This window comes from Mycobacterium sp. IS-1590 (assembly GCF_001500025.1).
GTDB lineage: Bacteria > Actinomycetota > Actinomycetes > Mycobacteriales > Mycobacteriaceae > Mycobacterium.
This window is the reverse complement of sequence record NZ_LQIW01000007.1, coordinates 51,237-76,492: the sequence shown is the minus strand read 5'-3', so window position 1 is coordinate 76,492 and position 25,256 is coordinate 51,237. Positions and strand designations below refer to the sequence as shown.

The window sequence follows — 25,256 nt, the reverse complement described above, 5'->3', positions numbered from 1 at the left end:
TAAAGATGAAGGAATGGCAGCTAGCCCCCAGGGACTGTGCGAGTTCATCGACGCGTCGCCGTCGCCGTACCACGTCTGCGAGACGGCTGCGGCGCGCCTGCGTGAGTCCGGCTTTCGCGAATTGTCCGAAGCCGACGCCTGGCCCACCCACGGCGACTTCTTCGTCCGCAGGGCCGGTTCGCTGATCGCCTGGCGGACCGACGGGGGAAGCCGTACCTCCTCGTTCCGGATCGTCGGCGCCCACACCGACAGCCCCAACCTCCGCGTCAAACAGCACCCTGACCGGTTCGTCTCGGGCTGGCGGGTGGTCGCGCTGGCGCCTTACGGCGGCGCGTGGCTGAACTCGTGGCTCGACCGCGATCTCGGGATCAGCGGCCGGTTGTCGGTACGCAGCGACGCTGGGCTGGTGCACCGTCTGGTCCGGATCGACGAGCCGATCCTGCGGGTGCCGCAGCTGGCCATCCACCTCGCCGAGGACCGCAAGGCCGTGGAACTGAACCCGCAGCGCCACGTCAACGCGGTGTGGGGCGCCGGGAGCGGGCCCCGGTCGTTCCTGGACTACGTGGCCGAGCAGGCCGAGGTGGCGGCCGACGACGTGCTGGGCGCCGACCTGATGACCCATGACCTGACACCGTCGCGCCTGGTCGGTGCCGACCGTGATCTGGTGAGCGCCCCGCGGCTGGACAACCAGGCGACCTGCTATGCCGGGCTGGAGGCGTTTCTGGCGGCCGAACCGAGCGGATATGCGCCGGTGCTCGTGCTGTTCGACCACGAGGAGGTCGGATCGCAGTCCGACCACGGTGCCCAGTCCGATCTGCTGTTGACCGTGCTCGAGCGCATCACGCTCAGCGCGGGTGGTGGGCGTGAGGACTTCCTGCGGCGGCTGCCGGGCTCGATGGTGGCCTCGGGCGACATGGCGCACGCCACCCACCCGAACTACCCGGAGCGCCACGAACCGGGACACTTGATCGAGGTCAACGCGGGACCGGTGCTCAAGGTGCAGCCGAATCTGCGGTACGCCACCGACGGGCGCACGGCCGCCGCGTTCGCACTGGCGTGCGCGCAGGCCGGGGTGCCTCTGCAGCGCTACGAACACCGGGCCGACCTGCCGTGCGGGTCGACGGTCGGGCCGATGACCGCGGCGCGCACCGGGATCCCGACCGTCGATGTCGGCGCGGCGCAGCTGGCCATGCATTCCGCTCGGGAGGTGATGGGCGCCGGAGACGTCGCCGCCTATGCCGCGGCGTTGACGGCGTTCCTGTCGCCGCGGTGATCTAGGGTGCGGTGCATGACCCTCGCCGTGTTGAACGTCACCTTCGACAGCACCGATCCCGACCGGCTCGCCCAGTGGTGGGCCCGTGCGCTCGGCGGCCAGGTAAACCCAATGGCGCCAGGCTTTTTCGTGACGGTCTCGCAGCCCGGCAGCGCCGCCGGTCTCGGCTTCCAAAAGGTCGACGATCCCACCCCGGGCAAGAATCGTCTGCACCTCGACCTCGGCGCCGACGACATGGAGGCCGAGGTCACGCGGCTGGTCGAACTCGGCGCCACCGAGAAAGGGCGGCACAGCATGGGCGACTTCGGTTGGGTGGTGTTGGCCGATCCGGACGGCAACGAGTTCTGCGTCGGCTCGGCCGACCACCCCTGAGAAGCGTGTGAAACCAAGCGCGGCCCCTTAACGTCGATCCTGTGACGCGACCGGTCCGTGCGGTGACGGCGGCTCTCGCGGCCGCGCTGCTGATGAGCGCCTGCGCAGCCCACGCGCCCGCACCCCCGGCCCAGACAGCGATCGAATCCGACGATCGCCCCGCCCGCAGCGAGAGCTTGCTCGACGACATGGTCGTAGCCGGTGTTCCGGGGTGCTCGGCGGCGGTGGGGGTCGACGGCGCTGTGGCCTGGGCCGGAGCGCGCGGCCTCGCGGACATCGCCACCGGCGCCCAGATCACCACCGACACCGCGTTCGACATCGCCTCGGTGTCCAAACAATTCACGGCCACCGCCGTCTTGCTGCTGGCCGACCGGCACCAGCTCACGCTCGACGACACCGTGGCCAGTCACGTTGCCGGGCTTCCGCCGTGGGCCGGCGCCGTCACCATCGGGCAGCTGATGCACCAGACCAGCGGGATTCCCGACTACATGGGGCTGCTCGAAGACGCCGGCTTCACACTGACTGACCGCACCACCAACGCCGACGTCCTGAGGGTATTGGGTTCCGTGACCGAACTCGATTTCGAGCCGGGCACGGCGTTCGAGTACTCGAACTCGAACGACGTGCTGCTGGCCGAGATCGTCGAACGGTCTGCGCGACAACCGCTCTCGGCGTTTCTGGCCGAGCGGATCTTCCGGCCACTCGAGCTGGCCATGGTCCTGGACCCCGCCGGTCCGGTCCCCGGCGCCGCGGTGCCCTACACGGAGGCCGACGGCCGATACGCGCCGGCGTGGACGGCGTGGCAGCAGGTCGGCGACGGTTCGATCCAGACCGCGCCGAGCCAGCTGGTGCGCTGGGCGGACAACTACCACACCGGCAAGGTCGGCGGCCGCGCACTGCTCGACGCCCAACTCGCCGGGGCGGTCGAGACGGGCGAAGGTGACCGGTACGGTGCCGGCATCTACGAGTACGCCGACGGCTCGCTGGGCCATGACGGCGCCTGGGTGGGATTCGTCACCGACTTCCGGATCGATCGAGACCGGCATACGTCGGTGGCGGTGAGCTGCAACGTCGACACGCAGGACCCGAGTGCCCTCGCCGACGCGCTGGTGCGGATCTGGGGCTAGGCGTGTGTCGGGTGCCCGAAACGGCGGACAACCTAGAATGGCCTCGTGACGTCGGAGCTAACCCACGCCTTGAACACTGTGGACACCGTCGACAGAGCCGCCGCCACCCCCGACCACCCCCAGCCGTTCCGCGAACTCGGCCTCAAGGACGACGAGTATCAGCGGATCCGCGAGATTCTGGGCCGCAGGCCCACCGACGCGGAACTCGCGATGTATTCGGTCATGTGGAGCGAGCACTGTTCGTACAAGTCCTCGAAGGTCCACCTGCGCTACTTCGGTGAGACCACCACCGACGAGATGCGCGAAACGATGCTGGCAGGCATCGGCGAGAACGCCGGCGTCGTCGACATCGGTGACGGCTGGGCCGCCACCTTCAAGGTCGAGTCGCACAACCACCCGTCCTACATCGAGCCGTACCAGGGCGCTGCCACCGGTGTCGGCGGCATCGTCCGCGACATCATGGCCATGGGCGCGCGCCCGGTCGCGGTGATGGACCAGTTGCGGTTCGGTGCAGCCGACGCGCCCGACACCCGCCGCGTCGTCGACGGGGTGGTGCGCGGTATCGGCGGCTACGGCAACTCGTTGGGACTGCCCAACATCGGTGGCGAGACCGTGTTCGACGCGTCGTACGGCGGCAACCCGTTGGTCAACGCGCTATGTGTGGGGGTGCTGCGCAAGGAGGATCTGCAACTGGCGTTCGCGTCCGGCACCGGCAACAAGATCATCCTGTTCGGCGCCCGCACCGGGCTCGACGGCATCGGCGGCGTCAGCGTGCTGGCGAGTGAGACGTTCGGCGGCGACGAGAGTGGTTCGGCGGGCCGCAAGAAGCTGCCCAGCGTCCAGGTCGGCGACCCGTTCATGGAGAAGGTGCTCATCGAGTGCTGCCTCGAGTTGTACGCAGGCGGCCTGGTGGTCGGCATCCAGGACCTCGGTGGTGCCGGGTTGTCCTGCGCCACATCCGAACTCGCATCGGCCGGCGACGGTGGCATGCGCATCGAGCTCGATGCGGTGCCGTTGCGGGCGGCGAACATGACGCCCGCCGAGATCCTGTCGAGCGAGTCGCAGGAACGGATGTGCGCCGTCGTCACACCCGAGAACGTCGATGAGTTCATGGCCGTCTGCCGTAAGTGGGAGGTGCTGGCCACGGTCATCGGCGAGGTCACCGACGGCGATCGCCTGCAGATCACCTGGCACGGTGAGACCGTCGTCGATGTGCCGCCGCGCACCGTCGCGCACGAGGGCCCGGTCTACCAGCGGCCGGTGCAGCGGCCCGAGACACAGGACGCGCTCAACGCCGACACCACCGCCGACCTGCCGCGGCCGTCGACGGGCGACGAACTGAAGGCGACTCTGCTTGCGCTGCTTGGCAGCCCGCACCTGTGCAGCCGGGCGTTCATCACCGAGCAGTACGACCGCTACGTGCGCGGCAACACCGTGCTGGCCGAAGACGCCGACGGCGGCCTGTTGCGTGTTGACGAGACCACGGGCCGCGGCATCGCGATCTCGACCGACGCCTCGGGTCGCTACACCTCGCTGGACCCCTACGCCGGGGCGCAGTTGGCGCTGGCCGAGGCGTACCGCAACGTCGCGGTCACCGGCGCGACGCCGATCGCCGTGACCAACTGCCTGAACTTCGGCTCCCCGGAGGATCCCGGCGTCATGTGGCAGTTCAGCCAGGCCGTGCGAGGGCTGGCCGACGGCGCTGCGGCACTGGGGATTCCGGTCACCGGCGGCAACGTGAGCTTCTACAACCAGACCGGCACCACCGCGATCCTGCCCACCCCGGTGGTCGGTGTGCTCGGGGTGATCGACGACGTCAAACGACGCATCCCCACCGGGTTCGGCGACGAACCCGGCGAGACGCTGATGCTGCTGGGGGAGACCCGGGACGAGTTCGACGGATCGATCTGGGCGCAGGTCACCGCGGATCACCTGGGCGGGCTGCCGCCGAGCGTGGACCTCGAGCGCGAGAAACTGCTGGCTGACGTGCTGACGGCGGCATCCCGCGACGGCCTGGTCTCCGCTGCGCACGACCTGTCCGAGGGCGGGCTGATCCAGGCCGTGGTCGAATCCGCGCTTCGTGGCGAGACCGGTTGCCGCATCGTGCTCCCCGAGGAATGGCAGGGCGGCACAGGACCTTTCACGTTCCTGTTCTCCGAATCGGCGGGACGGGTCCTCGTCGCGGTGCCGCGCACCGAGGAAAGCCGCTTCCGTGCGATGTGCGAGGCTCGCGGGCTGCCCGCCACCCGCATCGGCGTGGTGGACCAGGCCAGCGCGGAGATCGAAGTCCAGGGCCTGTTCACCGTCACTCTGGAGGACCTGCGCAGCACGTCGGAAAGCGTGCTGCCCAGGTTGTTCGGGTGAGTGATACCACCCCACGACAACACCCCATATACGTCTGGGCGTGGCGCCTGCTCCGCCTCGACTTCGTCGGAATCGCTTTCAGCGCGCTGTTCTTCTGTCTGTCGCTGACCCCGTCGCTGCTGCCGCGCGACTGGTTGTTCGCGGGCCTGATCGGCGGCATCAATGCCGCCATCGGTTACGGTATCGGCGTCTTTGTCGCAAAGATGCTGCGCCGCTTCGTGTTACGGCGTGTCAACTGGTGGCCACCCGGGAAGCGGGTGCTGTGGGCGGCCAAAAGTGTCACGGTGGTGCTGGCGCTCGGCGCCAGCGTGCTCATGGTGATCCCCGCCGCCGCATGGCAGCGGCAGGTGTCGGCGGTGATGGGCATCGAAGGCCCCGCCACGTTCGAATACCTGCGCACGCTGGTACTCGCGTCGCTGGTCGGTGCGCTGTGCGTGGCCACCGCCCGCGTGCTGCTCGACATCATCAAGACGATGGCCCGATTCTTCATCCGCCGGTGGCATCTGCACGACGAGGTGGCGCTGTTCATCGGCACGGCCATCGTCGTCGTGATTGCCATCATGCTGATCAACGGTGTCCTGGTGCGCGGTTTCCTCGCCGGCGCCAACCGCGTGTTCCAGCCTCAGAACACCACGACCCGGGCAGGCGTCATCCAGCCGCTGGAACCCGAAAAGTCGGGCAGCCCAGAGTCGTTCGCGTCCTGGGACACCCTTGGCTACCAGGGCCGTAACTTCGTTGCGACCGGGCCGGACGCCGAGGAACTCACGGAACTGAACGGCACGCCCGCCAAGGAGCCCATCCGCGTGTATGTCGGCCTGCAGACGGCCGACACCGACGAGCAGCGGATGGCGGTACTGCTCAGCGAACTCGAGCGCACCGGCGCGTTCGAGCGCGAGCTGTTGGTCATCGTCCCGACCACCGGCACCGGGTGGATCAATCCCGTGGCTGCCCGATCGCTGGAGATGATGTACAACGGCGACACCGCTCTGGTGGGGTCGCAGTACTCTTTCCTGCCGAGCTGGATCTCCTTCCTCGGCGACCAGCAGAAGTCGATGGAATCCGGGCGCATGATGATCGACGCCATTCATCAACGCTGGGAACAACTTCCGGAGGATCGCCGGCCCAAGCTCGTGCTCTACGGGGAAAGCCTCGGTTCGATGGCGGGTCAGGGTGCGTTCGACTGGCTCCCCGACATCTCGCGGATGGGCTTCTCGTCGGTGTTGTGGGTGGGCCCGCCGAACGCCAGCCCGCTGTGGAGGGCGATCACCGAGCGGCGTGATCCCCGAACCCCCCAAGTCGAACCGCGCTACGACAACGGCCGCACCGTGCGCTTCTCCCAGGCCACCGATCCGCGCGAGATCGCGAAGGTGACCGCGAAGCCATGGGAGGGCACTCGCGTGCTGTTCCTGCAGCACCCGTCCGATCCGATCGTGTGGTGGTCGCCCGACCTTCTGTTCACCCGGCCGGACTGGCTGCGCGAACCGCCCGGGCGCGACCGCACCGCGTCGATGCGGTGGTATCCGATCGTCACCTTCGGCCAGGTCGCCGCCGATATGACGAATGCGAGTTCGGTGCCCGACGGCCACGGCCACAACTACGGCGACCTGGTTCTCGACGGGTGGGCCGCGGTCGCGCCGCCGCCGGGGTGGACTCCCGAGGACACCGAACGGATCCGCACGGCTCTGACCAAGACCGAGTCCGAAGACGGACCCGAATACTGATGCGTACGGCGCAGTTTCGAGCGGTCGCGGTCGCGGTCGCGCTGGTGGGGTGGAGTTTCGTCGCGCCCAGGGTGCGGTTCCATCCCATGTGGAATGCGGCGCTGGGCGCAGGCGTCTACGTGCTCACGCGCCCACCGCTGGGGTTGCGTCCACCGGCCCTGTGGTCGGGCCTGCGTCACGGCCTGGCCGCCGCCGTGCCGATCGCGCTGGGGGTCGCGGTCGCCACCGCGATCCCGCCGGTGCGCCGCGGAATGGCCGCCCGGGAACTGCCCGACCATCCGGTGCGGTGGATGGCGCTCGACATTCCGATCGGCACCGTGTGGCCCGAGGAGGTCGCCTACCGCGCGACGTTGGGCGACGCCGCCGAGTCCGCATTCCGGCCCGCAGGCGGGCGCCTGCTGCAGTCGGTGGCTTTCGGTCTCTGGCACATCATGGACGCCCGCATCACCGGCAACCCGATCCTGGGTACCGTCCTGTTCACCGGCGTCGCGGGCTGGTTGTTCGGGTGGTTGCACGCGCGGTCGGGCAGCGTCGTCGCGCCGATGCTGGCCCACCTGGCCGCCAACGAAGCCGCGGCATTGGCGGCGCTGACCGTGCAGCGGCGCATAGAGTCCCGGTCATGATCACATCGGGGCGCGCCCGGTCGCGCACGTTCGTCGTCACCGGTGCCGCGTCGGGCATCGGCCTGGCCACCGCGAGGCGTCTGCTTGCCGAGGGCGGCACCGTGATCGGCGCGGATGTGGTCGAGCCCCGCGAGAACCTCGGCGAGGGCTTCGAGTTCGTCGGCGCCGACGTCACCGACGAGCGCGCGGTCGCGTCGGTCTTCGCTGCGGTCCGTGGTCGCCTCGACGGTGTCGTGCACGCCGCGGGGGTGGCCGGTGGCGGGCCGGTACACCTGCTCGATCGCGCCGAGTGGGACCGCGTCATCGCGGTGAACCTCACCGGGACATTCCTGGTCGCCAAGGCCGCCCTGGCGAAGATGATCGAGCAGCCACGCTCAAACGGTGAGCGCGGTTCGATCGTCACCCTGGCCAGCGTCGAAGGGCTGGAGGGCACGGCAGGCGGCAGCAGCTACAACGCCGCCAAGGGAGGAGTCGTGATCCTGACCAAGAACATCGCAGTCGACTACGGGCCCAGCGGTATCCGCGCCAACGCCATCTGCCCCGGTTTCATCGACACCCCGATGCTGGAGAACGTGATGGGTCTGGAGGGTATGGAGGGACCGCTGCGGTCCATCACCGAAGAACATGCGCTGCAGAGACGGGGGCGACCCGACGAGATCGCCTCGGTCGCAACATTTCTGGTCTCACCCGACGCGTCGTTCGTCACCGGTCAGGCGATCGCGGTCGACGGCGGTTACACCGCAGGGCGCGACCACGGCGTGGTGAAACTGTTCGGATTCCCCGACTGAGGTTTCACGGGTTGATGGTCAGCTCGCCGATCTGCCGGCCCCACACGTACTCGATGAACATCGGCTGGCCGAGTTCGATGTGGTTGTAGGGCGCGATGCTGGCGCCGGTGTCCATCACCAGGTACGGCGCCGGATACAGGTCGCGGCTGATGTCCTGCCAGCAGCCCGGACGGCCTTCCGGCCCGCCTGTGGCGTTGACTCGCGGCAGGTTGTCCGGGTAGATGTACGGGTTGCCTGCCCCGGCCAGGATTCCGCCACCACCGGTCAACGAATAGCCGTTGCCGCCCAACGTCTTCGCCACCCGAGGCTGCACTTCGGCGTACTTGCGGATGGAGCACACGATCGCGGGACTGTGGTAGTCGAACAGTTCCGTCGTCGGCACCAGATCTGCCGCGCCCCGCACCAGATAGGGCCCGCCGCGTTCGATCGTGTCGGCCGCGACGTCTGCGAAGCCGAGGGCGGCCACCAGCGCGGTATCGACGTCGGTGCGGTGCTCGTTGAACGTGCGCGCGGCCGTCGCGGCGTCCCGCAGTCCGTCCCACAGATCCACCGACGCCTCGGCGTAGACCTCGCCGAGATCGGCCAGCAGGCGAGTGTCGGTGCGGATGGCCGGCATCCGCGCGTTGAGGTCGTCGAGGATCCGGTCGCCGTTGACCAGCGACTCGCCGAAACCGTGGCCGCCCAGGCCGCTGAGCGCCTCGGCCGTCGCTGCCAACGTCTGGTTCAGCTTGATCGGGTCGACCTTCTCGGCGATGGCGATGATCGTCTCGAACACCGTGTTGAACTCGGTGGTCACCCCGGACGCCTCGATCACAGCCCCGGCGGAGATGGGTTGTGCCGAAGCGTCGTTGGGAGACTCCAGGGAGATGTACTTGTTGCCGAACACGGTGGTGGCCCGAATCTGGGCCGTCACGTTCGCCGGAATCCGTTCCAGGTAACGCGGATTGACCTCCAACGACAACTCCGCCGGCATCCCGACGGCGTTGTCGACATGGGAGATTCGGTCGACTCGACCGATCTCGACGCCGTTGTAGGTCACCTTTGCGCCCCGTTCGACCACCAGGCCCGCCCGCGGCGACACCACGGTCAGATGCGCTCTGCGGCTCAGGTCGCCGCGAAACTGGAGGTAGAGAAGGCTCGCCGCAACGGTGGCGACGACCAACAGCACCGCACCGGCCACCTTGTACGGCGGCTTGTGACGGTCGACAAACACTTTGAGACAGTAGGTTATGGCCGCCCGTCATACAGCCGATCCGGCGAAGACCCGCGCCGCGGTGGCGGCGCTGGCCGACTGGCTGCGCGATGACTCGCGCGCGGCACCGTCGCGCACCGAACTCGGCGAGGCGGTCCGGTTGACGGCGCGCACGCTCGCGGCGTCGGCGCCGGGTTTCAGTGTCGAGGTTCGGGTGCCGCCGTTCGTCGCGGTGCAGTGCATCGAGGGCCCGGCGCACCGGCGCGGCAACCCGCCCAACGTGGTCGAGACCGATCCGCGAACCTGGCTGCTGTTGGCCACCGCCCTGACCACCGTGGCCGACGCCGTCGCGGACGGAACGCTGGTCATGTCGGGCTCACGCGCCGGCGAGATCGCCGAATGGCTGCCGCTAGTGCGTCTCGAGCCCGAGACTCTCACCGAAAGTACGGATAGTCCTGAACCCAATTGAAGCCACGGGCGCGCAGCGGGAAGTTGTTGTGGTCCATTCGATGCAACGACATGGCGACCGCCCGGCCGCCGAGGTGCCCGTGTAGACGCAACCGGTCCGGGGCCGGCCGCTCGACCGTGAGCGTGGCTGTGCCCGGCAGCTCGAGAACACCCGTCCTGTCGTCGAAAAGCGCAGGCGCCGAGACCAACTCGCCATCCATGCGTTGATACGTCATCAGCTGGGGTTCGTCGAAGACGACTCGCTGCCAGCGCTGCTCGTCGGTGAGCATGGGCGGACGCGGCTTGCCGTCCAGGCGGAACTCGGTGACCGACCAGATGCCGTACGCGACGTGCTTGGCGCGTCCGCCGCCATACGACTGCCAGCCGTGCCAATTCAGCGCCACACAACCGGTCAGCAGCAGGATGCAGAGGCAGACCTGCGCGGCCGACGCCACCCGGTTGGCTCGCGGGGTGTCGAACAGGGGCGGGTATGTGACGGGCTCGGGTGTGCGGTGCAGCACGAACACGTTCGCCAGGCGGCGCAGGTGCGGGGTCAGGAGCACCAGGGCCATGACGACCAGATGAAACGACAGGAGCTTGACCGGAATGTCGAAGGTCATATTGAGGATGAACACCTGCCCCATGGCCAGCAGGCTCAGCAACGCGCCCAGCGTTGCGGTGCACGGCACCAACAGCAGCACTCCCGCCAGGGCCTCTGCTGAACCCAGCAGCATCTCGTACGGATATGAGCTACCGACCTGCAGCCACAACACCGACGCCGGGCTGAGGTCGCCGTAGGCCTGCAGCAGCGCGGACAGCGGCGGCGCGGGCATCTGGTTCGGGATCACCTTGGCGAATCCGTAGAACAACATCTGGGCCCCGAGGAACATCCGCAGAAACACGAAGAACCAGGCACTCAGGCGCGGATAGGAGAGGCGGCGCCGATCGAGGACCGACCACACCGCGGTGGCCACCGCGGCGACCGTCAGCCCGCAGAACATCAGCACCCAGATGGCCGCCTGGTCGCCGCTGCCCGACTCCAGACGCAACTGCGCGTCGACCCCGAACACGTGGGCCCCGACCCACCGCGCGACCGGGGCGAGCGCGGTCGTCTGCCAGATCTCCGCATGATCGGGCAGCCACCGGCCGACGAAGCCCACGAAAGCCAGGGTGTACTGGGCGAAATACAGCGCACAGAGGCCGAGGTAGACGAGGCAGAAGCGGAACGCGATGCGGGTGCCCAGGCGCCATCGGGGCCGCTTCACCTCGTCGGTGTGCCGGACCTTCTCGCGGCCACGGCCACCCCCGTCGGGCTTGAATTTATTAACGCGAATGTTAGGGCCTGGGCGCCGCTGTCGCCGTGCAGGAAGCGTCGACGATTTGAACGTGTCCCACGACACGCTTCAGCGCTTCGTTTCCGCTCCCATATACCCGTAGACTCGGGGCCATCAGCCGTCCTCCCCCCGGAGCAGCCCTATCGTGACCGGCGAACAGACCGATCCAGAACCCCGCGAAGAGTGTGGCGTATTCGGCGTCTGGGCGCCGGGTGAAGAAGTCGCCAAGCTCACCTACTACGGCTTGTACGCCCTGCAGCACCGCGGTCAGGAAGCGGCGGGCATCGCCGTGGCCGACGGCTCGCAGGTGCTGGTCTTCAAGGATCTGGGCCTGGTGAGCCAGGTGTTCGACGAGCAGACGCTGGCCGCGATGGAGGGGCACGTCGCGATCGGGCACTGTCGGTACTCCACCACGGGGTCGACCACGTGGGAGAACGCCCAGCCGGTGTTCCGCAACACCTCTGCCGGCACCGGCGTCGCCCTGGGACACAACGGCAATCTCGTGAACGCGGCCGAGTTGGCGGCCCGGGCCCGCGAGGCCGGCCTGCTCGACACCCGGGGCACTCCCGCGGCGACCACCGACTCCGACATCCTCGGCGCGCTGCTGGCCCACGGCGCGGCCGATTCGACGCTCGAGCAGGCCGCGCTGGAACTGCTGCCCACCGTGCGGGGCGCGTTCTGTCTGACGTGGATGGACGAGAACACCCTGTATGCGGCGCGCGACCCGTACGGGGTGCGGCCGTTGGCGTTGGGGCGGTTGGACCGCGGCTGGGTCGTGGCGTCGGAGACCGCCGCGCTCGACATCGTCGGCGCGTCCTTCGTCCGCGACATCGAGCCCGGCGAGCTGCTGGCGATCGACGCGGACGGGGTGCGCTCCACCCGCTTCGCCAGCCCGGAGCCCAAGGGCTGCGTCTTCGAATACGTCTATCTCGCGCGGCCGGACAGCACCCTGGCGGGCCGATCGGTGCACGCGACACGCGTCGACATCGGCCGGCGGCTGGCCAGGGAGATGCCGGTGGAGGCCGACCTCGTGATCGGCGTGCCGGAGTCGGGCACCCCCGCCGCGGTGGGCTACGCGCAGGAGTCCGGAATCCCTTACGGCCAGGGCCTGATGAAGAACGCCTACGTCGGGCGCACGTTCATCCAGCCGTCCCAGACCATCCGCCAGCTCGGCATCCGGCTGAAGCTGAATCCGCTCAAGGAAGTGATCCGCGGAAAGCGCCTGATCGTCGTCGACGATTCGATCGTGCGCGGCAACACCCAACGCGCCCTTGTCCGGATGCTGCGGGAAGCCGGCGCTGTCGAGGTGCACGTGCGCATCGCATCCCCGCCCGTGAAGTGGCCGTGCTTCTACGGCATCGACTTCGCCACCCCGGCGGAGCTGATCGCCAACGCCGTCGACGACGAGAACGAGATGCTCGAGGCGGTGCGCCACGCCATCGGTGCCGACACACTCGGCTACATCTCCAAGCAGGGCATGATCGCGGCCACCGAACAACCCGCATCGCGGTTGTGCAGCGCGTGCTTCGACGGCAAGTACCCGATCGAGTTGCCGGGCGAATCGGCGTTGGGCAAGAACGTGATCGAACACATGCTCTCGACCGCCGCTAAGAGCGGTATCCCGCTGCAGGCCGGCAACGACAACGTCTCGGCGCTACGTCGTCCGTGACTGTCGTCCGTGACCCTGGCCCGTAACCGTCGCCCTCAACTACCGCCCGACCTTCGCCCAGTGCGGATCGGTCGGTAACGGACCCCGCTCCAGGGCCTTGGCCACCGCCTCCCGGTAGCCGGTGAGACCGCCTTCGGGCGGGGCGATGACGTCGTCGATGTCGTGGTCGGCCATCACCGCGTCGCATTCCAGCGACTCCACCAGCGGCCGCGCCAGCCCGCCGGGAAGAGGGGTCACCAAGCCGATCCACCAGCTCGCGATTGTCGGTGTGAGCCAAGGCAATACGACCATCACGCGGCGACGCCGTCCCGACGCCTCGGCGTACACCTGCATCGCCTCGCCGTACTCGAACACGTCCGGCCCGCCGATGTCCCACGTGCGCGACGTGGGCACCGTCGCTGTGGCGGCCTCGGCCAGATAGTGCAGCGCATCGTCGATCGCGATGGGCTGGATCTTGTTGTGCACCCACTTCGGCGTGGTCATCACCGGCAGGCGGTTGGTCAGGTGACGGATCATCTCGAACGATGCCGAGCCCGCGCCGATCACGATGCCGGCCTGCAGAACCACGGTCTCGATGCCCGACTCGAGCAGGATCTCACCGACGTCCGCCCTGGACTGCAGGTGCGGGGAGAGGTCGGCGCCCGAGGGGTGCAGCCCGCCCAGGTACACCAGTCGCTTGACGCCCGCATCGGAGGCCGCGGCGACGACGTTGCGGGCCGAGCGCGCCTCCTCGTCGACGAAATTCGACGAGCTGCCCATCGAATGCACCAGGTAGTAGACGACGTCGGTGTCCGCGAACGCTTCTCGCAGCGAGTCGGCGTCACCGAGGTCGCCCCGCGCGACCTCGACGCGGTCGCGCCAGGGCACGGCGTCGAGTTTGTCGGGGTTGCGGGCCAGCGCACGCACCGTGTGGCCGCGGTCGAGCAACGCGGGCACCAGCCGGCCACCGATGTAGCCGGTCGCCCCGGTCACCACGCAACGGATGTCTTCAGTCACCCCGCCGGGATCGCCGCTTTGAACGTCAGGCAAACCCGCAACCGGGATCGGGCATGTCAACCGACAGCGGTGTGCCCGTCGGCTTGATGTAGAGCACCCACATCACCAACGGCGTCGGGCCCAGGTTGCGGCCGATGTGCACGTTGCCCGGTCCGCTGGCCTCGGTGATGGGCGCGCCCGGCGGGTAGACGCCGTCGGGTGAGCAGTTCACCGCGGCGTCGTGGGTGAGTGTGCCGTCGCGGACCACGCCGTACACCCGCCCGTCGTGATAGTGCCAGCCGGTGCTGCCGCCGGGTGCGACGGTGATCTCGCGGGTGATGTAGTCGATTCCGTCGACCGTCGCCTCCGAGAGCGTCTTGGCCTCCACGCCGGCCGACGGGGTCGCCGACGCGGCGGCCGGGCCGAACAACGCAAGCGCGAACGTCACCGACGCGGACACGGCGTACCAGCGAACTGTTGTCATGAGCGGTCAGATTGACACACGGCCGGGGATCGCGCGACATCTCGGCCGGGAGACACCGGCCGAAGGCGGTTACCGCGGCGCGACGAACACCGGTAGCCTTTACCGCGATGACCGAACGCGCCGAACCTGCCGGCATCTCCTACGCGTCGGCCGGGGTCGACATCGAAGCCGGTGACCGCGCCGTCGAACTCCTCAAACCGCTCGCCGAGAAGGCGACCAGACCCGAGGTGCGCGGCGGTATCGGCGGCTTTGCGGGACTGTTCGCGCTGCGCGGCGGCTACCGCGAGCCGGTGCTCGCCTCCTCCACCGACGGAGTCGGTACCAAGCTGGCGGTGGCCCAGGCCATGGACAAGCACGACACGGTCGGAATCGACCTGGTCGCGATGGTCGTTGACGATCTGGTGGTCTGTGGGGCCGAACCGCTGTTCCTTCAGGACTACATCGCGGTGGGCCGCACGGTCCCCGAGCGGATCAGCGAACTGGTGGCAGGCATCGCCAACGGCTGTCTGCAGGCCGGTTGCGCGCTGCTCGGCGGTGAGACGGCCGAACATCCGGGTCTGATGGCGCCCGACCACTACGACATCTCGGCGACCGGGGTGGGCGTGGTCGAGGCCGATGACGTGCTGGGCCCGGATCGGGTCAAGCCCGGCGACGTGCTGATCGCGATGGCCTCGACCGGCTTGCACTCGAACGGATACTCGCTGGCGCGCAAGGTGTTGCTCGAGATCGACCGGATGAACCTGGCCGGCCATGTCGAGGAGTTCGGTCGCACGCTGGGCGAGGAGCTCTTGGAGCCGACCCGGATCTACGCCAAGGACTGCCTGGCGCTGGCGGCCGAGACCCAGGTCCGGACGTTCTGCCATGTCACCGGCGGCGGGTTGGCCGGCAACCTCGAGCGCGTCATCCCACACGGCCTGGTCGCCGAAATCGACCGCGGCACCTGGACTCCCGCACCCGTGTTCGCGATGATCGGGCAGCGCGGACGGGTCGAGCGGGTCGAGATGGAGCGGACCTTCAACATGGGTGTCGGCATGGTCGCGATCGTCGCGCCCGAAGACACCGACCGCGCGCTGGCGATCCTGACCGCGCGTCACCTGAACTGCTGGACGCTGGGAACTGTCAAAAAAGGCGGTAAGGACGCCCCACGAGCCGCACTGGTGGGCCAGCACCCGCGGTTCTAGGCGTCAGCGACGCCAGTCATCCTCTTCGACCCACTCGTCGGCCACCGGATCGGTGCCGTTCAGGTCGTTCTCGGAAGCGCCCGACAGCTCTTGCTGAAGCCGCTTTAAGTCGGTCTGCGGTGAGCTGTATTTGAGCTCACGAGCAACCTTGGTCTGCTTTGCCTTCGCCCGGCCGCGGCCCATGGGGGGACCCCCTCGCGCAATAACGGAGCGGCCTAATTGGTAGGCGGCTCCGATCTGATCTGTTTTTTATATCGTCCTGCCAACACTTTACCGTGCTTGGCCTCGCGGCGCTGGCAGGCCCTCGTCACGGCCGCGGCCCGCCGCGGAGCTGCTCGACCGCGCGACGCCCGGCACCTGCGACGTCGGGCGGCGGCATCGACTCCGGGTCGATGACCGCGGGCACGTCGCCGACGGTCAAATCGGTGTCCGCGGGCAGGCCGCGCTTGAGCAACGCCAGCGCCACCGGCCCCTCGTCGACGTGGTCGACCACGGTGCCGAGCCGGCCGACGGCCCGACCGCCGGCCAGCACCGGGGCGCCGGTGGCCGGTCGGTCGCTCGAACCGTCGAGGTGCAGCAGGACCAGCATTCGGGGCGGTTTGCCCAGGTTGTGCACCCGCGCGACCGTCTCCTGGCCGCGGTAGCAGCCTTTGTCCAAGTGCACGGCGGACCCGATCCAGCCGACCTCGTGCGGGATCGTGCGCTCATCGGTGTCCACCCCCAGGCGTGGCCGCAGGGCCGCGACACGATGCGCTTCGTACGCCCACACGCCGGCGGGCCGGACCCCGGCATCGGTGAGCCGCCGCCACCACGCTTGCACCTGGGCACGCGGGATCACCAGGTCGAGTTCGAGTCCAGCGGCGGCGGGCCGGCGCAGGAAGCCACCGTCGGGCAGCGCGACGGCGGTCCGTTCGGCCGGTAGCGAATCGAGGCCGAGCGCATCGAGCACCTCCCGGTCACCCAGCCGCGGCCCGAGCAGGGACAGCACCGCCAGATCCGCGGCTTCCACCGCGACGTCGGACCAGAACACCATCTTGCGCAGATAGGCCAACAGCGGCTCGCCCCGCGACGGTTCGGTGTCGAGATAGGTGATGTCGCCGAGTTCGGTTTGCACCCAGTGATCTTCGACACGACCCTGTCCGTCGAGGCTGAGATTCTCGGTGACTGCGCCGTCGGGCAGGTCGCTGACGTGCTGGGTGGTGAGGTTGTGCAGCCACGTCTTGCGGTCGGCGCCTGTGAGGGTGAGCACCGCACGATGCGAACGATCCACGACGACGGCGCCGTCGGCGGCGGCCCGTTGTTCGCCGAGTGGATCGCCGTAGTGCCACACGGCGCCGGCGTCGGGTCCGGCGTCGGGCGCAGGAACGGCGGGTCCAGAAGTTGTCACAGGTCAACTCTACGTTCGGCGTTGAGCGCTGCGCGGCTACGCTGTGGCCCCATGGCTGGCGAACCCGGGGTCGTGGTGACCCTCGACGGGCGGTTGCACGACCCCGCGGCGCCGCTGCTGCACGCCGATGACCTCGCGGCGGTCCGCGGCGACGGCGTCTTCGAGACATTGCTGATCCGCGATGGCCGGCCGTGCCTGCTCGACGCCCACCTGTCGCGGCTCACGCAATCGGCGCGCCTGATCGACCTTCCCGACCCCGACCTGTCGCGCTGGCGCTCCGCGGTGTCCGCTGCCGTGGCCCAGTGGACCTCGCAGACGGGCGAGGAGGGCGTGCTGCGGTTGGTGTACAGCAGGGGGCGCGAAGGCGGCTCAGCCCCGACGGCGTTCGCCACGGTCGGGGCGTTACCCGCGCGGGTGACCGAGGTGCGGCGAAACGGGCTTGCCGCGCTGACCTTGGCGCGCGGACTCTCCTCCGAGGGCACCGGCGATATGCCGTGGCTGCTCGCCGGCGCCAAAACCCTGTCCTACGCGGTGAACATGGCCGCGCTGCGACATGCCGAGCGCAACGGCGCGGGCGACGTGATCTTCGTCGGCACCGACGGTTTCATCCTGGAGGGGCCGCGCTCGACCGTCGTCATCGCAACGGAGTCCGAGCCCGGCGCCGGCGATATCGCGTTCTTCACTCCACCGCCGTGGTTCCCGATCCTGCGCGGCACCACTCAGCAGGCGCTGTTCGAGGTCGCCCGCGACAAGGGCTACGCCTGCGACTACCGCTCGCTGCGAGCTGCGGATCTGTATACCGCACAGGGTGTTTGGCTGGTGTCGAGCATCACGTTGGCGGCGCGGGTGCACACCCTCGACGGGACGCCGCTGCCGCCAAGCCCGTTGGCGGCCGAGTTCACCGAACTCGTCGACGCCGCGATCGTGCGCGATCGCTGAACGCTGAATCGCCCGTAATCCGGTTGTCGCCTCGTGCGTGCGCGGGTAGCGTCGCCCGTACACAGGAGAGGAGGTGGTCCGAGATTTTGAGTGACTTATGGACTTGTGAGGTGGCTGCGAGCTAGCAGCGCCAGGGGAATGAGCTGAGGCTCTTCGCGCCTGCGCGCGCTGGCGAATTCCCCGCAGTCACCCGGCCCCCGAGCCCCTCGGTTTTGTCCGCCAGGAACACACGGCTCGGGGGCCGCTTCATATCCGGTGGTCCACATCCGACAGTCGAATCGGTAGCGAACCGTTGCACGTCCGGACTCGCGATCCTGGCGTGCGCGGGCGATGATGCGGCCCATGCGCATCGTCAAGAAGCTCGGCGTGCTGCTGGCGGCCCTTGCAACCGTGACGGCCTGTGCGCCCGCTGCTGAGCCCTACAGCGCGGCGAGCCCGCACGACTGTCACAAAGACAAGTTGGCGACCCTGTACAAGGGAATCTTCACCTTCGGTACCGATCGGCCGGTGTACCCGCCGTGGTACATGGGTGACAATCCGGCCAACGGGGAGGGCTTCGAGTCGGCGCTCGCATACGCCATCGCGAACCGGCTCGGTTACAGCGCCACCGACGTGCGGTGGGTGCGGGTGCCGTTCGGTGAGGCCATCGCCGCCGGTGCCAAATCCTTTGACGCCAACCTGACCCAGTTCTCCATCACCGAACAGCGCAGGGCCGCTGTGGACTTCTCGACGCCGTACTTCGACGTGAACCAGGCCGTCATCACCGTCAAGGGCTCGCCTGCGGCCGGCGTGAGAAACGTCGACGACCTCAAGACGCTGCGGCTGGGAGCTCAGGTCGCCAGCACCAGCCACACCGCCGCATTGGCGGTCGGCGGCCGGAACGCGGTCGAGGTGTACGAGACCAACTCCGATGCGAAGCTCGCGCTGTCCAACGGCGAAATCGACGCGCTGATCGCCGATCTGCCGACCGCGTTCGCGGTCGTCGGCGAATTGCGCGACGGAATGATGGTCGGTCAGCTACCCGCCGGCGACCAGGCCCCGGAACAGTTCGGCCTAGTGCTCGCCAAACACAGCGGGCTGACCGCCTGCGTCTCCTTGGTCGTCGATTCGTTACGCGACGACGGCACGCTGGCGCAATTGCGCGGTGAGTGGCTGGCCGAGGTGGGTAAGAGCCCGCAACTGGCTTAGCCGGCGGGTCCCGGCGCGAACGTGGCGCACGCCCGCATGGCCTCGTTCCAGGTCTCGGCATCGACGCCGGGAGGCGGGCCTGCGGCCGGTCCGGGCGCTGCGGGTACGCCGTGCTCGTCCAGGCACTGGGCCAGCGAACCGTGACCGGCGGGGGTCTCGGACGCGGTGGTTTGGGCCGGGGCCTGCGAGGTGGTGGTCTGCGACAGGGACTGCGAGGTGGGGGGCCCCTGCTCGGCCGGTGGTTCGGACCCGCACCCTGCGAGCACCGCGGTCGCGGCGAGACCCGCGAGGACCATGATCGCGCGCATCAGCCGGCGAACCTCGACAGCCTGGCCGACAGGTGGGGGACCAGGCCACCGTCGGCGTCGACCCGCTCCTCGACGTAGGCCAGATCGCCGCCCTCGACGATGCCGTACAGCCGTTTGGCGCCACCGACCAGCATCCCGGACTTGCTGCGCGCCAACGCATCGGTGACCAACTCCCACGACGACTGGGAAAGGGGGCGGCCGTAGAACAGCTCGACATAGCCCGCGGAATGGGCCAGCAACAGTTCGATGGCCTGGGACTCTGACGGGTCGGCCGGGTCGTTGACGAAGCGCCAGAACCCGGACTCGCGCAGCGTGTGCGCCTCGAAGTCGCCGGACTCGCTGAGTCGCCACGAGCGCGCCTCCCAGATCAAGTAGTCGCTGCCGTCGTGGGACACCACGATCTGCTGGCCGAACCGGTAATCGCCGTCGGCGCCGCGGCCCTCACCCTCGCCGCGCCAGACACCGACGAGCGGCAACAGCGCCAGAAGCGCGTCGTTGAGGTTCGCGCCCTCGCGGAGATTGGCGGTGTCCGATGGCGCGGGAAGATCACCGAAAACCGGGATGTTGCGCGCCGCGGTCGTTTTCGCGCGTTCTTTCGCGGCGGCTACAGCATCGTCCCCGGACGTCACGACTCGTCGGTGATCAGCCGGTACACCGCGTACAACGCGAACCAGGTGATCACCAGGGTCGCGGCTACGAGCAGGAGTTCGAAGAACAGCACCACGGGCACGAGTCTAGTCGGCCGCGGGAGGCCGAGTGCGTCGGCCCGGTGCGCCGAAACTGAACTCGTGTGCAAAGTCCGCGCGGGTCGTCGCCCACAAGTTCAGTTTCGAGCCGGTGGATCTCAGGCGACCTTGACGTCGACCTCGTGGATGCCCGCGCCCGACGGCGCGACGACGGCGTCGCCGTTGCCGACCTTCGACAGCGCGCGCAGCGTCCAGGTGCCGGGCGCGGCGAAGAACCGGAAGTCACCGGTGGCCGACGCGACCACCTCGGCGGTGAACTCGTCCGAGCTGTCCAGCAGCCGCACGAACGCGCCGCCGACGGTCTGTCCCGACCCGTCCACGACGCGGCCGGTGATCACCGTCTCCTTCTCCAAGTCGACGCTGGCGGGCAACGTCAGGCCTTGTTTCGGGGCAGAGCACATATCAATTTCCCAACTCGATCGGGGCCCCCACCAGGGAGCCGTATTCGGTCCAACTGCCGTCGTAGTTCTTGACGTTCTTGTGTCCGAGCAGCTCCTGCAGCACGAACCAAGTGTGCGACGAGCGCTCACCGATGCGGCAGTAAGCGATGGTCTCCTTCTCACCGTCCAGCCCGGCCTCGGCGTACAGCTTCTCCAGCGCCTCGTCGGACTTGAAGGTGCCGTCGTCGTTGGCCGCCTTGCTCCACGGAACGTTGATGGCGCTCGGGATATGCCCGGGTCGCTGGCTCTGCTCCTGGGGCAGGTGCGCCGGAGCCAGGATCTTGCCGGAGAACTCGTCGGGGGAGCGTACGTCGACGAGGTTCTTGTTGTTGATCGCCGCGATCACCTCGTCGCGGAAGGCCCGGATGCTGTTGTCGGGCGCCTTGGCGGTGTAGCTGGTCGCGGGCCGCTTGACGACCTCGGTGGACAGCGGACGTCCGTCGAGCTCCCACTTCTTGCGGCCGCCGTCGAGCAGCTTGACGTTCTGGTGCCCGTACAGCTTGAAGTACCAGTAGGCATACGCCGCGAACCAGTTGTTGTTGCCGCCGTAGAGAACCACGGTGTCGTCGTTGGAGATGCCACGTTCACTCAGCAGCTTCGAAAACTGTTCCTGGTCAACGAAATCGCGGCGCACCGGATCTTGGAGGTCGGTCTTCCAGTCGATTTTGACCGCGCCCTCGATGTGGCCGCCGTCGTAGGCGCTGGTGTCTTCGTCGACCTCGACGAACACGATGTTCGGTGCGTTGAGATTGCTCTCGGCCCAGTCAGCCGTGACCAGGACGTCGGAGCGTGCCATAGAGGAAATCCTTTCGGTTGCTTCAGGTTTGAAGTTCTATGCGGTTGACGATGCGCTTGTGTTCTTTCGGACGCCCGCGACGAGCGGGTAGAGCTGGCAGCCCAGGCAGATGCCGAAGGCCGCATTGAGGAACGCCGCCACCAACGCGAAGGCGGTGGCGATCAGACCGAGCAGTGGCAGGCCGGTCGCGAACCCGACGACGCCGGCCACCGCGAAGACGAGCCCGACGAACTGGGCGAACTTCAGCGGCGCCACCGGCTCCTTTTCGGTGACCGGTCCCAGTCGCGGCGCGATCAGACGGGCGAAGACCAGGCCGTAGGGATGCGACCGCGGGCCGCGCCATGCTCCGATGGCGAACACCGCCGCCTGCAGGCCCAGCACGACCGCGGCGAGCACCGGGTTCACCGGCCACAGCAGCAGGGTGGCCACCAGCACGACGGTGGTGAGCCATGCGGCGAACCGCGGCCCGCGCACGTCCACCTGGGCCGGCGTGCTGCTTCGTGTTGTCGACATGTTCGTCGTTGGCATTCATGCTCCTGTTGCGGTCATCGGGTCGGGCTGGGCTGAAACGGGAAAGACCACATGGGTCGCTCCCGAGTGCGGCGCGAAGAAGGGCGCGGCTACTCAGCAGCTGCAACAACAACAGCAAGAACCCGCGACGCGGCACAGATCGACTGCGCGGCGCTTGGTGAGCATCGGCTCGAGGCGGGCGGACACGCCGGACAGCTTACCAATCGACACGGTGATCAAGCCAACAGCGGTTCCAGAGCCGAGCGCAGGTCAGCGGCCTTGGGGACGCCGTGGGTCCGGTAGCGGGGCCGGCCGCCCCGGTCGAACAGGATGGTGGTGGGAAGCGAGAGCACCGAAAGACGCCGCGCGGCCTCCGGATTGGCGTCGATGTCGATCTCGACGTGGGCCACCGCGGGCAGCTGGGCGCAGACCTCGTCGACGACCCGGCGCACCGCGGCGCACGGCCCGCACCACTCGGCGGAGAAGTGCACGACGGTCGGTCCGGTCGACGACAGGCCGAGGGCACTGGTGTCGACATCGGCCGCCTTCTCGCTCGCCGCGCGCAGATTCGATCGCAGCGCGACCAGCCGCCCGATCACATAGGCGACGCCCAGCGCCGCGATGAGCACGGTGATCGCCAACACCCAGGAAGAGCTCATGACAGATGGAACTCGGTGAGCGCGACGGTTACTCCCTCGGCGATGCCCTCGATGATGATGTCGGAACCGCGGGCGCCCTGCGCCGTCGGCGCCAGCCCGAACGGCAGCTTCTGGCCGGGCAGGCTCGCGGTGAACGCGGCCAGCACGGCGGCCTTCTTGTCGTCGGGCACGTCCTGGTCGGCCGTGCCGGGGCCGGTCAGCACGCCGGTGGCCGTCATCACCAACGTCGTCTGGTCGGATCCGGCGACCTCGAGGTCCACCGCGACGCTCACCCGGTCGTGAAAGTCGGCTTTGGCGGGTGTCCCGGTGAACACCACGCCCTTGTTGCTGGAGATACCCGATTCGGTGGTGCCCCCGGTGGCATCGTTGCTCTCTCCCGTCGGCGCCTCGACCAGCAGATCCGGGATGTCCATGAACCGGCCCAGGTGCGTCGAGTCGATGATGATGCGGCTCTCGGCCTTGCCGACCCGCAGCCTCGCGCCGGGCTCGACGAGCCACGAATCGCCGGGCAGATCGATGTCGTGCAGCGTCGCCTCCAACGACGCCTTGCCGACGACGCGATTGTCGACGCCGTTGGCCCTGATCTCGACCTCGTCGTAGTGGCGGTCCATCGCCTGGGTGGTGAACGGGAACCCGAGGATCGCCACCGACGGGTCGTGTTGCAGGTCAGCGGCGGTGCGCACGCTTCTGGCCAGCCGGTATTCGGCGTAGATCGCCGCCCCGAAATCGGCGCCGACGGCGCACAGGGCGACCGCCAGCACCGTCGCCAACACTCCGAGCAGCAGCTTGCGCACCCGCACATTCTGGCCCACGGCAGACTCATCGTTCCGGTCGACGCAGCTGACAAGCGGGTTGCGCGCTATCGTTAGGAAGCCATCGCCCCGGTAACGGGCGTATGTCGAGCATGAATCTGGGAAGTCACCGACCGACAAAGATGTCCAGGCGAGGTCCCTATGGCTTCTGGAGGGCCAGTTGGATCTACTGCTACTGACAGTCGACCCACACCCTGAGTCTGTGCTGCCGTCGCTGTCGCTGCTCGCCCACACGGTGCGGACCGCGCCCACCGAGGTCTCCTCGCTGCTGGAGGCCGGCAGCGCCGACGTCGCGATCGTCGACGCACGTACCGACCTTGCCGCGGCTCGCGGGTTGTGCAGGCTGCTGGGCACGACCGGCACCTCGGTGCCCGTGGTGGCCGTCGTCAATGAAGGCGGCCTGGTGGCCGTCAACGTCGAGTGGGGTCTGGACGAGATCCTGCTGCCCAGCACCGGGCCCGCCGAGATCGACGCGAGGCTGCGGCTGCTCGTCGGGCGCCGCGGCGGGGTGGCCAACCAGGAGAACGTCGGCAAGATCAGCCTCGGCGAACTGGTGATCGACGAGGGGACCTACACCGCCCGGCTTCGCGGTCGCCCCCTCGACCTGACCTACAAGGAATTCGAGCTGCTCAAGTACCTGGCCCAGCACGCGGGCCGGGTGTTCACCCGCGCGCAGCTGTTGCAGGAGGTCTGGGGTTACGACTTCTTCGGCGGCACCCGCACGGTGGATGTGCACGTGCGACGGTTGCGCGCCAAGCTCGGCCCCGAGTACGAATCGCTGATCGGCACCGTGCGCAACGTCGGCTACAAAGCGGTGCGTCCGGCGCGGGGTCGCGCGCCCGCCCAGGACGCCGCGGTGCCCGACGACATCGACAGCGTGGAGCTCGAGACGTCGGACGGTATCGCCGAGGCGTTGGCCGACCCGCTGCGAAGCCCGTGACGGAACTTCTCTGGCGCACCGAACTCTCCGGCGACGAGCAGCGTCGCATCCATGACCTGATCGAGGCCGCCACCGCTGCCGACGGCGTCGCCCCGGTCGGCGAGCAGGTGCTGCGCGAACTGCCGCACGACCGCACCCGTCACCTGGTGGCCCGCGACGACGCGGACATCGTCGGCTATCTGAACCTGGCCGGGGAGCACGAGTCCGCGATGGCCGAGGCGGTCGTGCATCCGCGCTCGCGGCGACGCGGGATCGGCGCGGCACTGGTGCGCACGGGCCTGGCCGAGGGCGGAGGCGACGCGCGCGTGTGGGCGCACGGCAACCTGGAGGCGGCGCGCGCCACCGCGTCCTCGCTCGGGCTGGCCGTGGTGCGCGAACTGCTGCAGATGCGGCGCCCGCTGACCGACCTGCCGCCGACGCCCGCGCCGGACGGTGTCCGCATCACCACCTACTCCGGTCCGCAGGACGACGCCGCGCTGCTGCGCGTCAACAACGCGGCCTTCGTCTGGCATCCCGAGCAGGGCGGATGGACCGAGGCCGACATCGCCGAGCGCCGGGGCGAACCCTGGTTCGACCCGCAGGGGTTGTTCATGGCCGTCGACGAGCGCACGGACGAGGTGCTCGGATTCCACTGGACGAAGATCCACGACGCCGACCTGGGCGAGGTCTATGTCGTCGGCGTCGACCCGTCGGCCCAGGGGCGGGGCCTCGGCGCAGTGCTGACCCTCACCGGCCTCCATCACCTCGCCGAGCGACTGTCGGCGAGTGCGGATCCCGCCGTGATGCTCTACGTGGAGGCAGATAACTCGGCGGCCGTGAAGACGTACCGAAATCTCGGCTTCACGGTCTTCTCCGTCGACGCCGCCTATGCGCAGCGTCTTTAGCGCTAGCTGGGAAACCACGGCGAACCAACTGAACGTGTTCACCGGCCGTTCACCTGTGATCCGCGATTAGTCCACCGGCGCCGCATACGTTGCCAGG

At 68.6% G+C, this 25,256-nt stretch carries 28 protein-coding genes; 14 read left to right on the top strand and 14 right to left on the bottom strand.

Going from position 1 to position 25,256, the window contains the following annotated elements:
* Positions 1 to 13: 13 nt before the first annotated feature.
* The 7 genes from AU197_RS07385 to AU197_RS07355 all read left to right on the top strand — a co-directional run bounded on the left by AU197_RS07385 (position 14) and on the right by AU197_RS07355 (position 8,268).
* A complete protein-coding gene (locus AU197_RS07385) occupies positions 14 to 1,273 on the top strand; it encodes a M18 family aminopeptidase (protein WP_064401879.1) in 1,260 nt (419 codons plus the stop codon).
* A gap of 15 nt (positions 1,274 to 1,288) precedes the next feature.
* Positions 1,289 to 1,645 (top strand): VOC family protein, encoded by a 357-nt coding sequence (locus tag AU197_RS07380; RefSeq protein WP_064401878.1) that lies wholly within the window; start codon positions 1,289 to 1,291, stop codon positions 1,643 to 1,645.
* Positions 1,646 to 1,737: 92 nt separating this feature from the next.
* On the top strand, positions 1,738 to 2,772 hold the full coding sequence (locus AU197_RS07375) for a serine hydrolase domain-containing protein (protein ID WP_064401927.1): 1,035 nt from the start codon (positions 1,738 to 1,740) through the stop codon (positions 2,770 to 2,772).
* A gap of 78 nt (positions 2,773 to 2,850) precedes the next feature.
* Positions 2,851 to 5,136, top strand: coding sequence for a phosphoribosylformylglycinamidine synthase subunit PurL (purL, locus tag AU197_RS07370; protein WP_197415479.1), 2,286 nt, complete (start codon positions 2,851 to 2,853; stop codon positions 5,134 to 5,136).
* Positions 5,133 to 6,857, top strand: coding sequence for an alpha/beta hydrolase (locus AU197_RS07365; protein WP_064401876.1), 1,725 nt, complete (start codon positions 5,133 to 5,135; stop codon positions 6,855 to 6,857). The genes purL and AU197_RS07365 overlap by 4 nt, the downstream gene beginning before the upstream one ends.
* Entirely contained in the window at positions 6,857 to 7,480 is a 624-nt protein-coding gene (locus AU197_RS07360) for an Rv0804 family intramembrane glutamic endopeptidase (protein WP_064401875.1), read from the top strand. The genes AU197_RS07365 and AU197_RS07360 overlap by 1 nt, the downstream gene beginning before the upstream one ends.
* Complete coding sequence (locus AU197_RS07355; protein WP_064401874.1) at positions 7,477 to 8,268, top strand: SDR family NAD(P)-dependent oxidoreductase; 792 nt, start codon at positions 7,477 to 7,479, stop codon at positions 8,266 to 8,268. Before AU197_RS07360 ends, AU197_RS07355 begins: the two co-directional genes overlap by 4 nt.
* 4 nt (positions 8,269 to 8,272) lie before the next feature.
* On the opposite strand, the gene AU197_RS07350 is transcribed toward AU197_RS07355, so the two are convergent.
* The gene (locus AU197_RS07350; protein WP_064401873.1) at positions 8,273 to 9,481 is read right to left on the bottom strand and encodes an MCE family protein; all 1,209 of its coding nucleotides are present in this window, start codon (positions 9,479 to 9,481) and stop codon (positions 8,273 to 8,275) included.
* A 16-nt stretch (positions 9,482 to 9,497) separates the two neighbouring features.
* Here AU197_RS07350 and AU197_RS07345 point away from each other — a divergent pair, with 16 nt between their 5' ends.
* Positions 9,498 to 9,929 (top strand): sterol carrier family protein, encoded by a 432-nt coding sequence (locus AU197_RS07345; protein WP_064401872.1) that lies wholly within the window; start codon positions 9,498 to 9,500, stop codon positions 9,927 to 9,929.
* Here AU197_RS07345 and AU197_RS07340 read toward each other — a convergent pair.
* On the bottom strand, positions 9,895 to 11,172 hold the full coding sequence (locus AU197_RS07340; RefSeq protein ID WP_231744853.1) for a DoxX family protein: 1,278 nt from the start codon (positions 11,170 to 11,172) through the stop codon (positions 9,895 to 9,897). The genes AU197_RS07345 and AU197_RS07340 overlap by 35 nt on opposite strands.
* Positions 11,173 to 11,386: 214 nt before the next feature.
* Here AU197_RS07340 and purF point away from each other — a divergent pair, with 214 nt between their 5' ends.
* Positions 11,387 to 12,910, top strand: a complete 1,524-nt coding sequence (purF, locus tag AU197_RS07335) for an amidophosphoribosyltransferase (RefSeq protein WP_064401871.1) — start codon at positions 11,387 to 11,389, stop codon at positions 12,908 to 12,910.
* 39 nt (positions 12,911 to 12,949) lie between these two features.
* Here purF and AU197_RS07330 read toward each other — a convergent pair whose 3' ends face one another.
* Both AU197_RS07330 and AU197_RS07325 read right to left on the bottom strand, forming a co-directional pair.
* Positions 12,950 to 13,906, bottom strand: a complete 957-nt coding sequence (locus AU197_RS07330) for an NAD(P)H-binding protein (protein WP_064401870.1) — start codon at positions 13,904 to 13,906, stop codon at positions 12,950 to 12,952.
* Between the two features lie 25 nt (positions 13,907 to 13,931).
* Positions 13,932 to 14,369, bottom strand: a complete 438-nt coding sequence (locus AU197_RS07325) for a cupin domain-containing protein (RefSeq protein ID WP_064401869.1) — start codon at positions 14,367 to 14,369, stop codon at positions 13,932 to 13,934.
* Between the two features lie 107 nt (positions 14,370 to 14,476).
* Here AU197_RS07325 and purM point away from each other — a divergent pair, with 107 nt between their 5' ends.
* Positions 14,477 to 15,550 carry a phosphoribosylformylglycinamidine cyclo-ligase gene (gene purM / locus AU197_RS07320; RefSeq protein ID WP_064401868.1) on the top strand — a complete coding sequence of 358 codons (1,074 nt, stop codon included), beginning with the start codon at positions 14,477 to 14,479 and terminating at the stop codon, positions 15,548 to 15,550.
* 3 nt (positions 15,551 to 15,553) lie between these two features.
* Here purM and AU197_RS07315 read toward each other — a convergent pair whose 3' ends face one another.
* On the bottom strand, positions 15,554 to 15,733 hold the full coding sequence (locus AU197_RS07315) for a DUF3073 domain-containing protein (RefSeq protein WP_064401867.1): 180 nt from the start codon (positions 15,731 to 15,733) through the stop codon (positions 15,554 to 15,556).
* 124 nt (positions 15,734 to 15,857) lie between these two features.
* The gene (gene ygfZ, locus AU197_RS07310; protein WP_064401866.1) at positions 15,858 to 16,937 is read right to left on the bottom strand and encodes a CAF17-like 4Fe-4S cluster assembly/insertion protein YgfZ; all 1,080 of its coding nucleotides are present in this window, start codon (positions 16,935 to 16,937) and stop codon (positions 15,858 to 15,860) included.
* 51 nt (positions 16,938 to 16,988) lie between these two features.
* Here ygfZ and AU197_RS07305 point away from each other — a divergent pair, with 51 nt between their 5' ends.
* Both AU197_RS07305 and AU197_RS07300 read left to right on the top strand, forming a co-directional pair.
* On the top strand, positions 16,989 to 17,876 hold the full coding sequence (locus AU197_RS07305) for an aminodeoxychorismate lyase (RefSeq protein WP_064401865.1): 888 nt from the start codon (positions 16,989 to 16,991) through the stop codon (positions 17,874 to 17,876).
* A 342-nt stretch (positions 17,877 to 18,218) separates the two neighbouring features.
* Positions 18,219 to 19,064: an ABC transporter substrate-binding protein gene (locus AU197_RS07300; protein WP_082696549.1), complete on the top strand. Its 846-nt coding sequence runs from the start codon at positions 18,219 to 18,221 to the stop codon at positions 19,062 to 19,064.
* Here AU197_RS07300 and AU197_RS07295 read toward each other — a convergent pair.
* The 8 genes from AU197_RS07295 to lmeA all read right to left on the bottom strand — a co-directional run bounded on the left by AU197_RS07295 (position 19,061) and on the right by lmeA (position 23,335).
* On the bottom strand, positions 19,061 to 19,372 hold the full coding sequence (locus AU197_RS07295) for a hypothetical protein (protein WP_064401863.1): 312 nt from the start codon (positions 19,370 to 19,372) through the stop codon (positions 19,061 to 19,063). The genes AU197_RS07300 and AU197_RS07295 overlap by 4 nt on opposite strands.
* Positions 19,372 to 20,001: a heme-binding beta-barrel domain-containing protein gene (locus AU197_RS07290; RefSeq protein WP_064401862.1), complete on the bottom strand. Its 630-nt coding sequence runs from the start codon at positions 19,999 to 20,001 to the stop codon at positions 19,372 to 19,374. Before AU197_RS07290 ends, AU197_RS07295 begins: the two co-directional genes overlap by 1 nt.
* A 215-nt stretch (positions 20,002 to 20,216) precedes the next feature.
* Positions 20,217 to 20,519 (bottom strand): DUF1416 domain-containing protein, encoded by a 303-nt coding sequence (locus AU197_RS07285; RefSeq protein WP_064401861.1) that lies wholly within the window; start codon positions 20,517 to 20,519, stop codon positions 20,217 to 20,219.
* 1 nt (position 20,520) lies between these two features.
* On the bottom strand, positions 20,521 to 21,354 hold the full coding sequence (locus tag AU197_RS07280) for a sulfurtransferase (protein WP_064401860.1): 834 nt from the start codon (positions 21,352 to 21,354) through the stop codon (positions 20,521 to 20,523).
* Positions 21,355 to 21,390: 36 nt separating this feature from the next.
* Entirely contained in the window at positions 21,391 to 21,867 is a 477-nt protein-coding gene (locus tag AU197_RS07275) for a DUF4395 domain-containing protein (protein WP_064401859.1), read from the bottom strand.
* 111 nt (positions 21,868 to 21,978) lie between these two features.
* The gene (locus AU197_RS26810; protein WP_353612127.1) at positions 21,979 to 22,071 is read right to left on the bottom strand and encodes an Ms5788A family Cys-rich leader peptide; all 93 of its coding nucleotides are present in this window, start codon (positions 22,069 to 22,071) and stop codon (positions 21,979 to 21,981) included.
* Between the two features lie 29 nt (positions 22,072 to 22,100).
* Entirely contained in the window at positions 22,101 to 22,523 is a 423-nt protein-coding gene (locus AU197_RS07270) for a thioredoxin family protein (protein ID WP_064401858.1), read from the bottom strand.
* Complete coding sequence (gene lmeA / locus AU197_RS07265) at positions 22,520 to 23,335, bottom strand: mannan chain length control protein LmeA (RefSeq protein WP_231744852.1); 816 nt, start codon at positions 23,333 to 23,335, stop codon at positions 22,520 to 22,522. Before lmeA ends, AU197_RS07270 begins: the two co-directional genes overlap by 4 nt.
* A 160-nt stretch (positions 23,336 to 23,495) precedes the next feature.
* Between lmeA and AU197_RS07260 the strand changes: the two genes are divergently transcribed.
* Both AU197_RS07260 and mshD read left to right on the top strand, forming a co-directional pair.
* Positions 23,496 to 24,275: a winged helix-turn-helix transcriptional regulator gene (locus AU197_RS07260; protein ID WP_064401857.1), complete on the top strand. Its 780-nt coding sequence runs from the start codon at positions 23,496 to 23,498 to the stop codon at positions 24,273 to 24,275.
* A complete protein-coding gene (gene mshD / locus AU197_RS07255; protein WP_064401856.1) occupies positions 24,272 to 25,159 on the top strand; it encodes a mycothiol synthase in 888 nt (295 codons plus the stop codon). Before AU197_RS07260 ends, mshD begins: the two co-directional genes overlap by 4 nt.
* Positions 25,160 to 25,256: the final 97 nt, after the last annotated feature.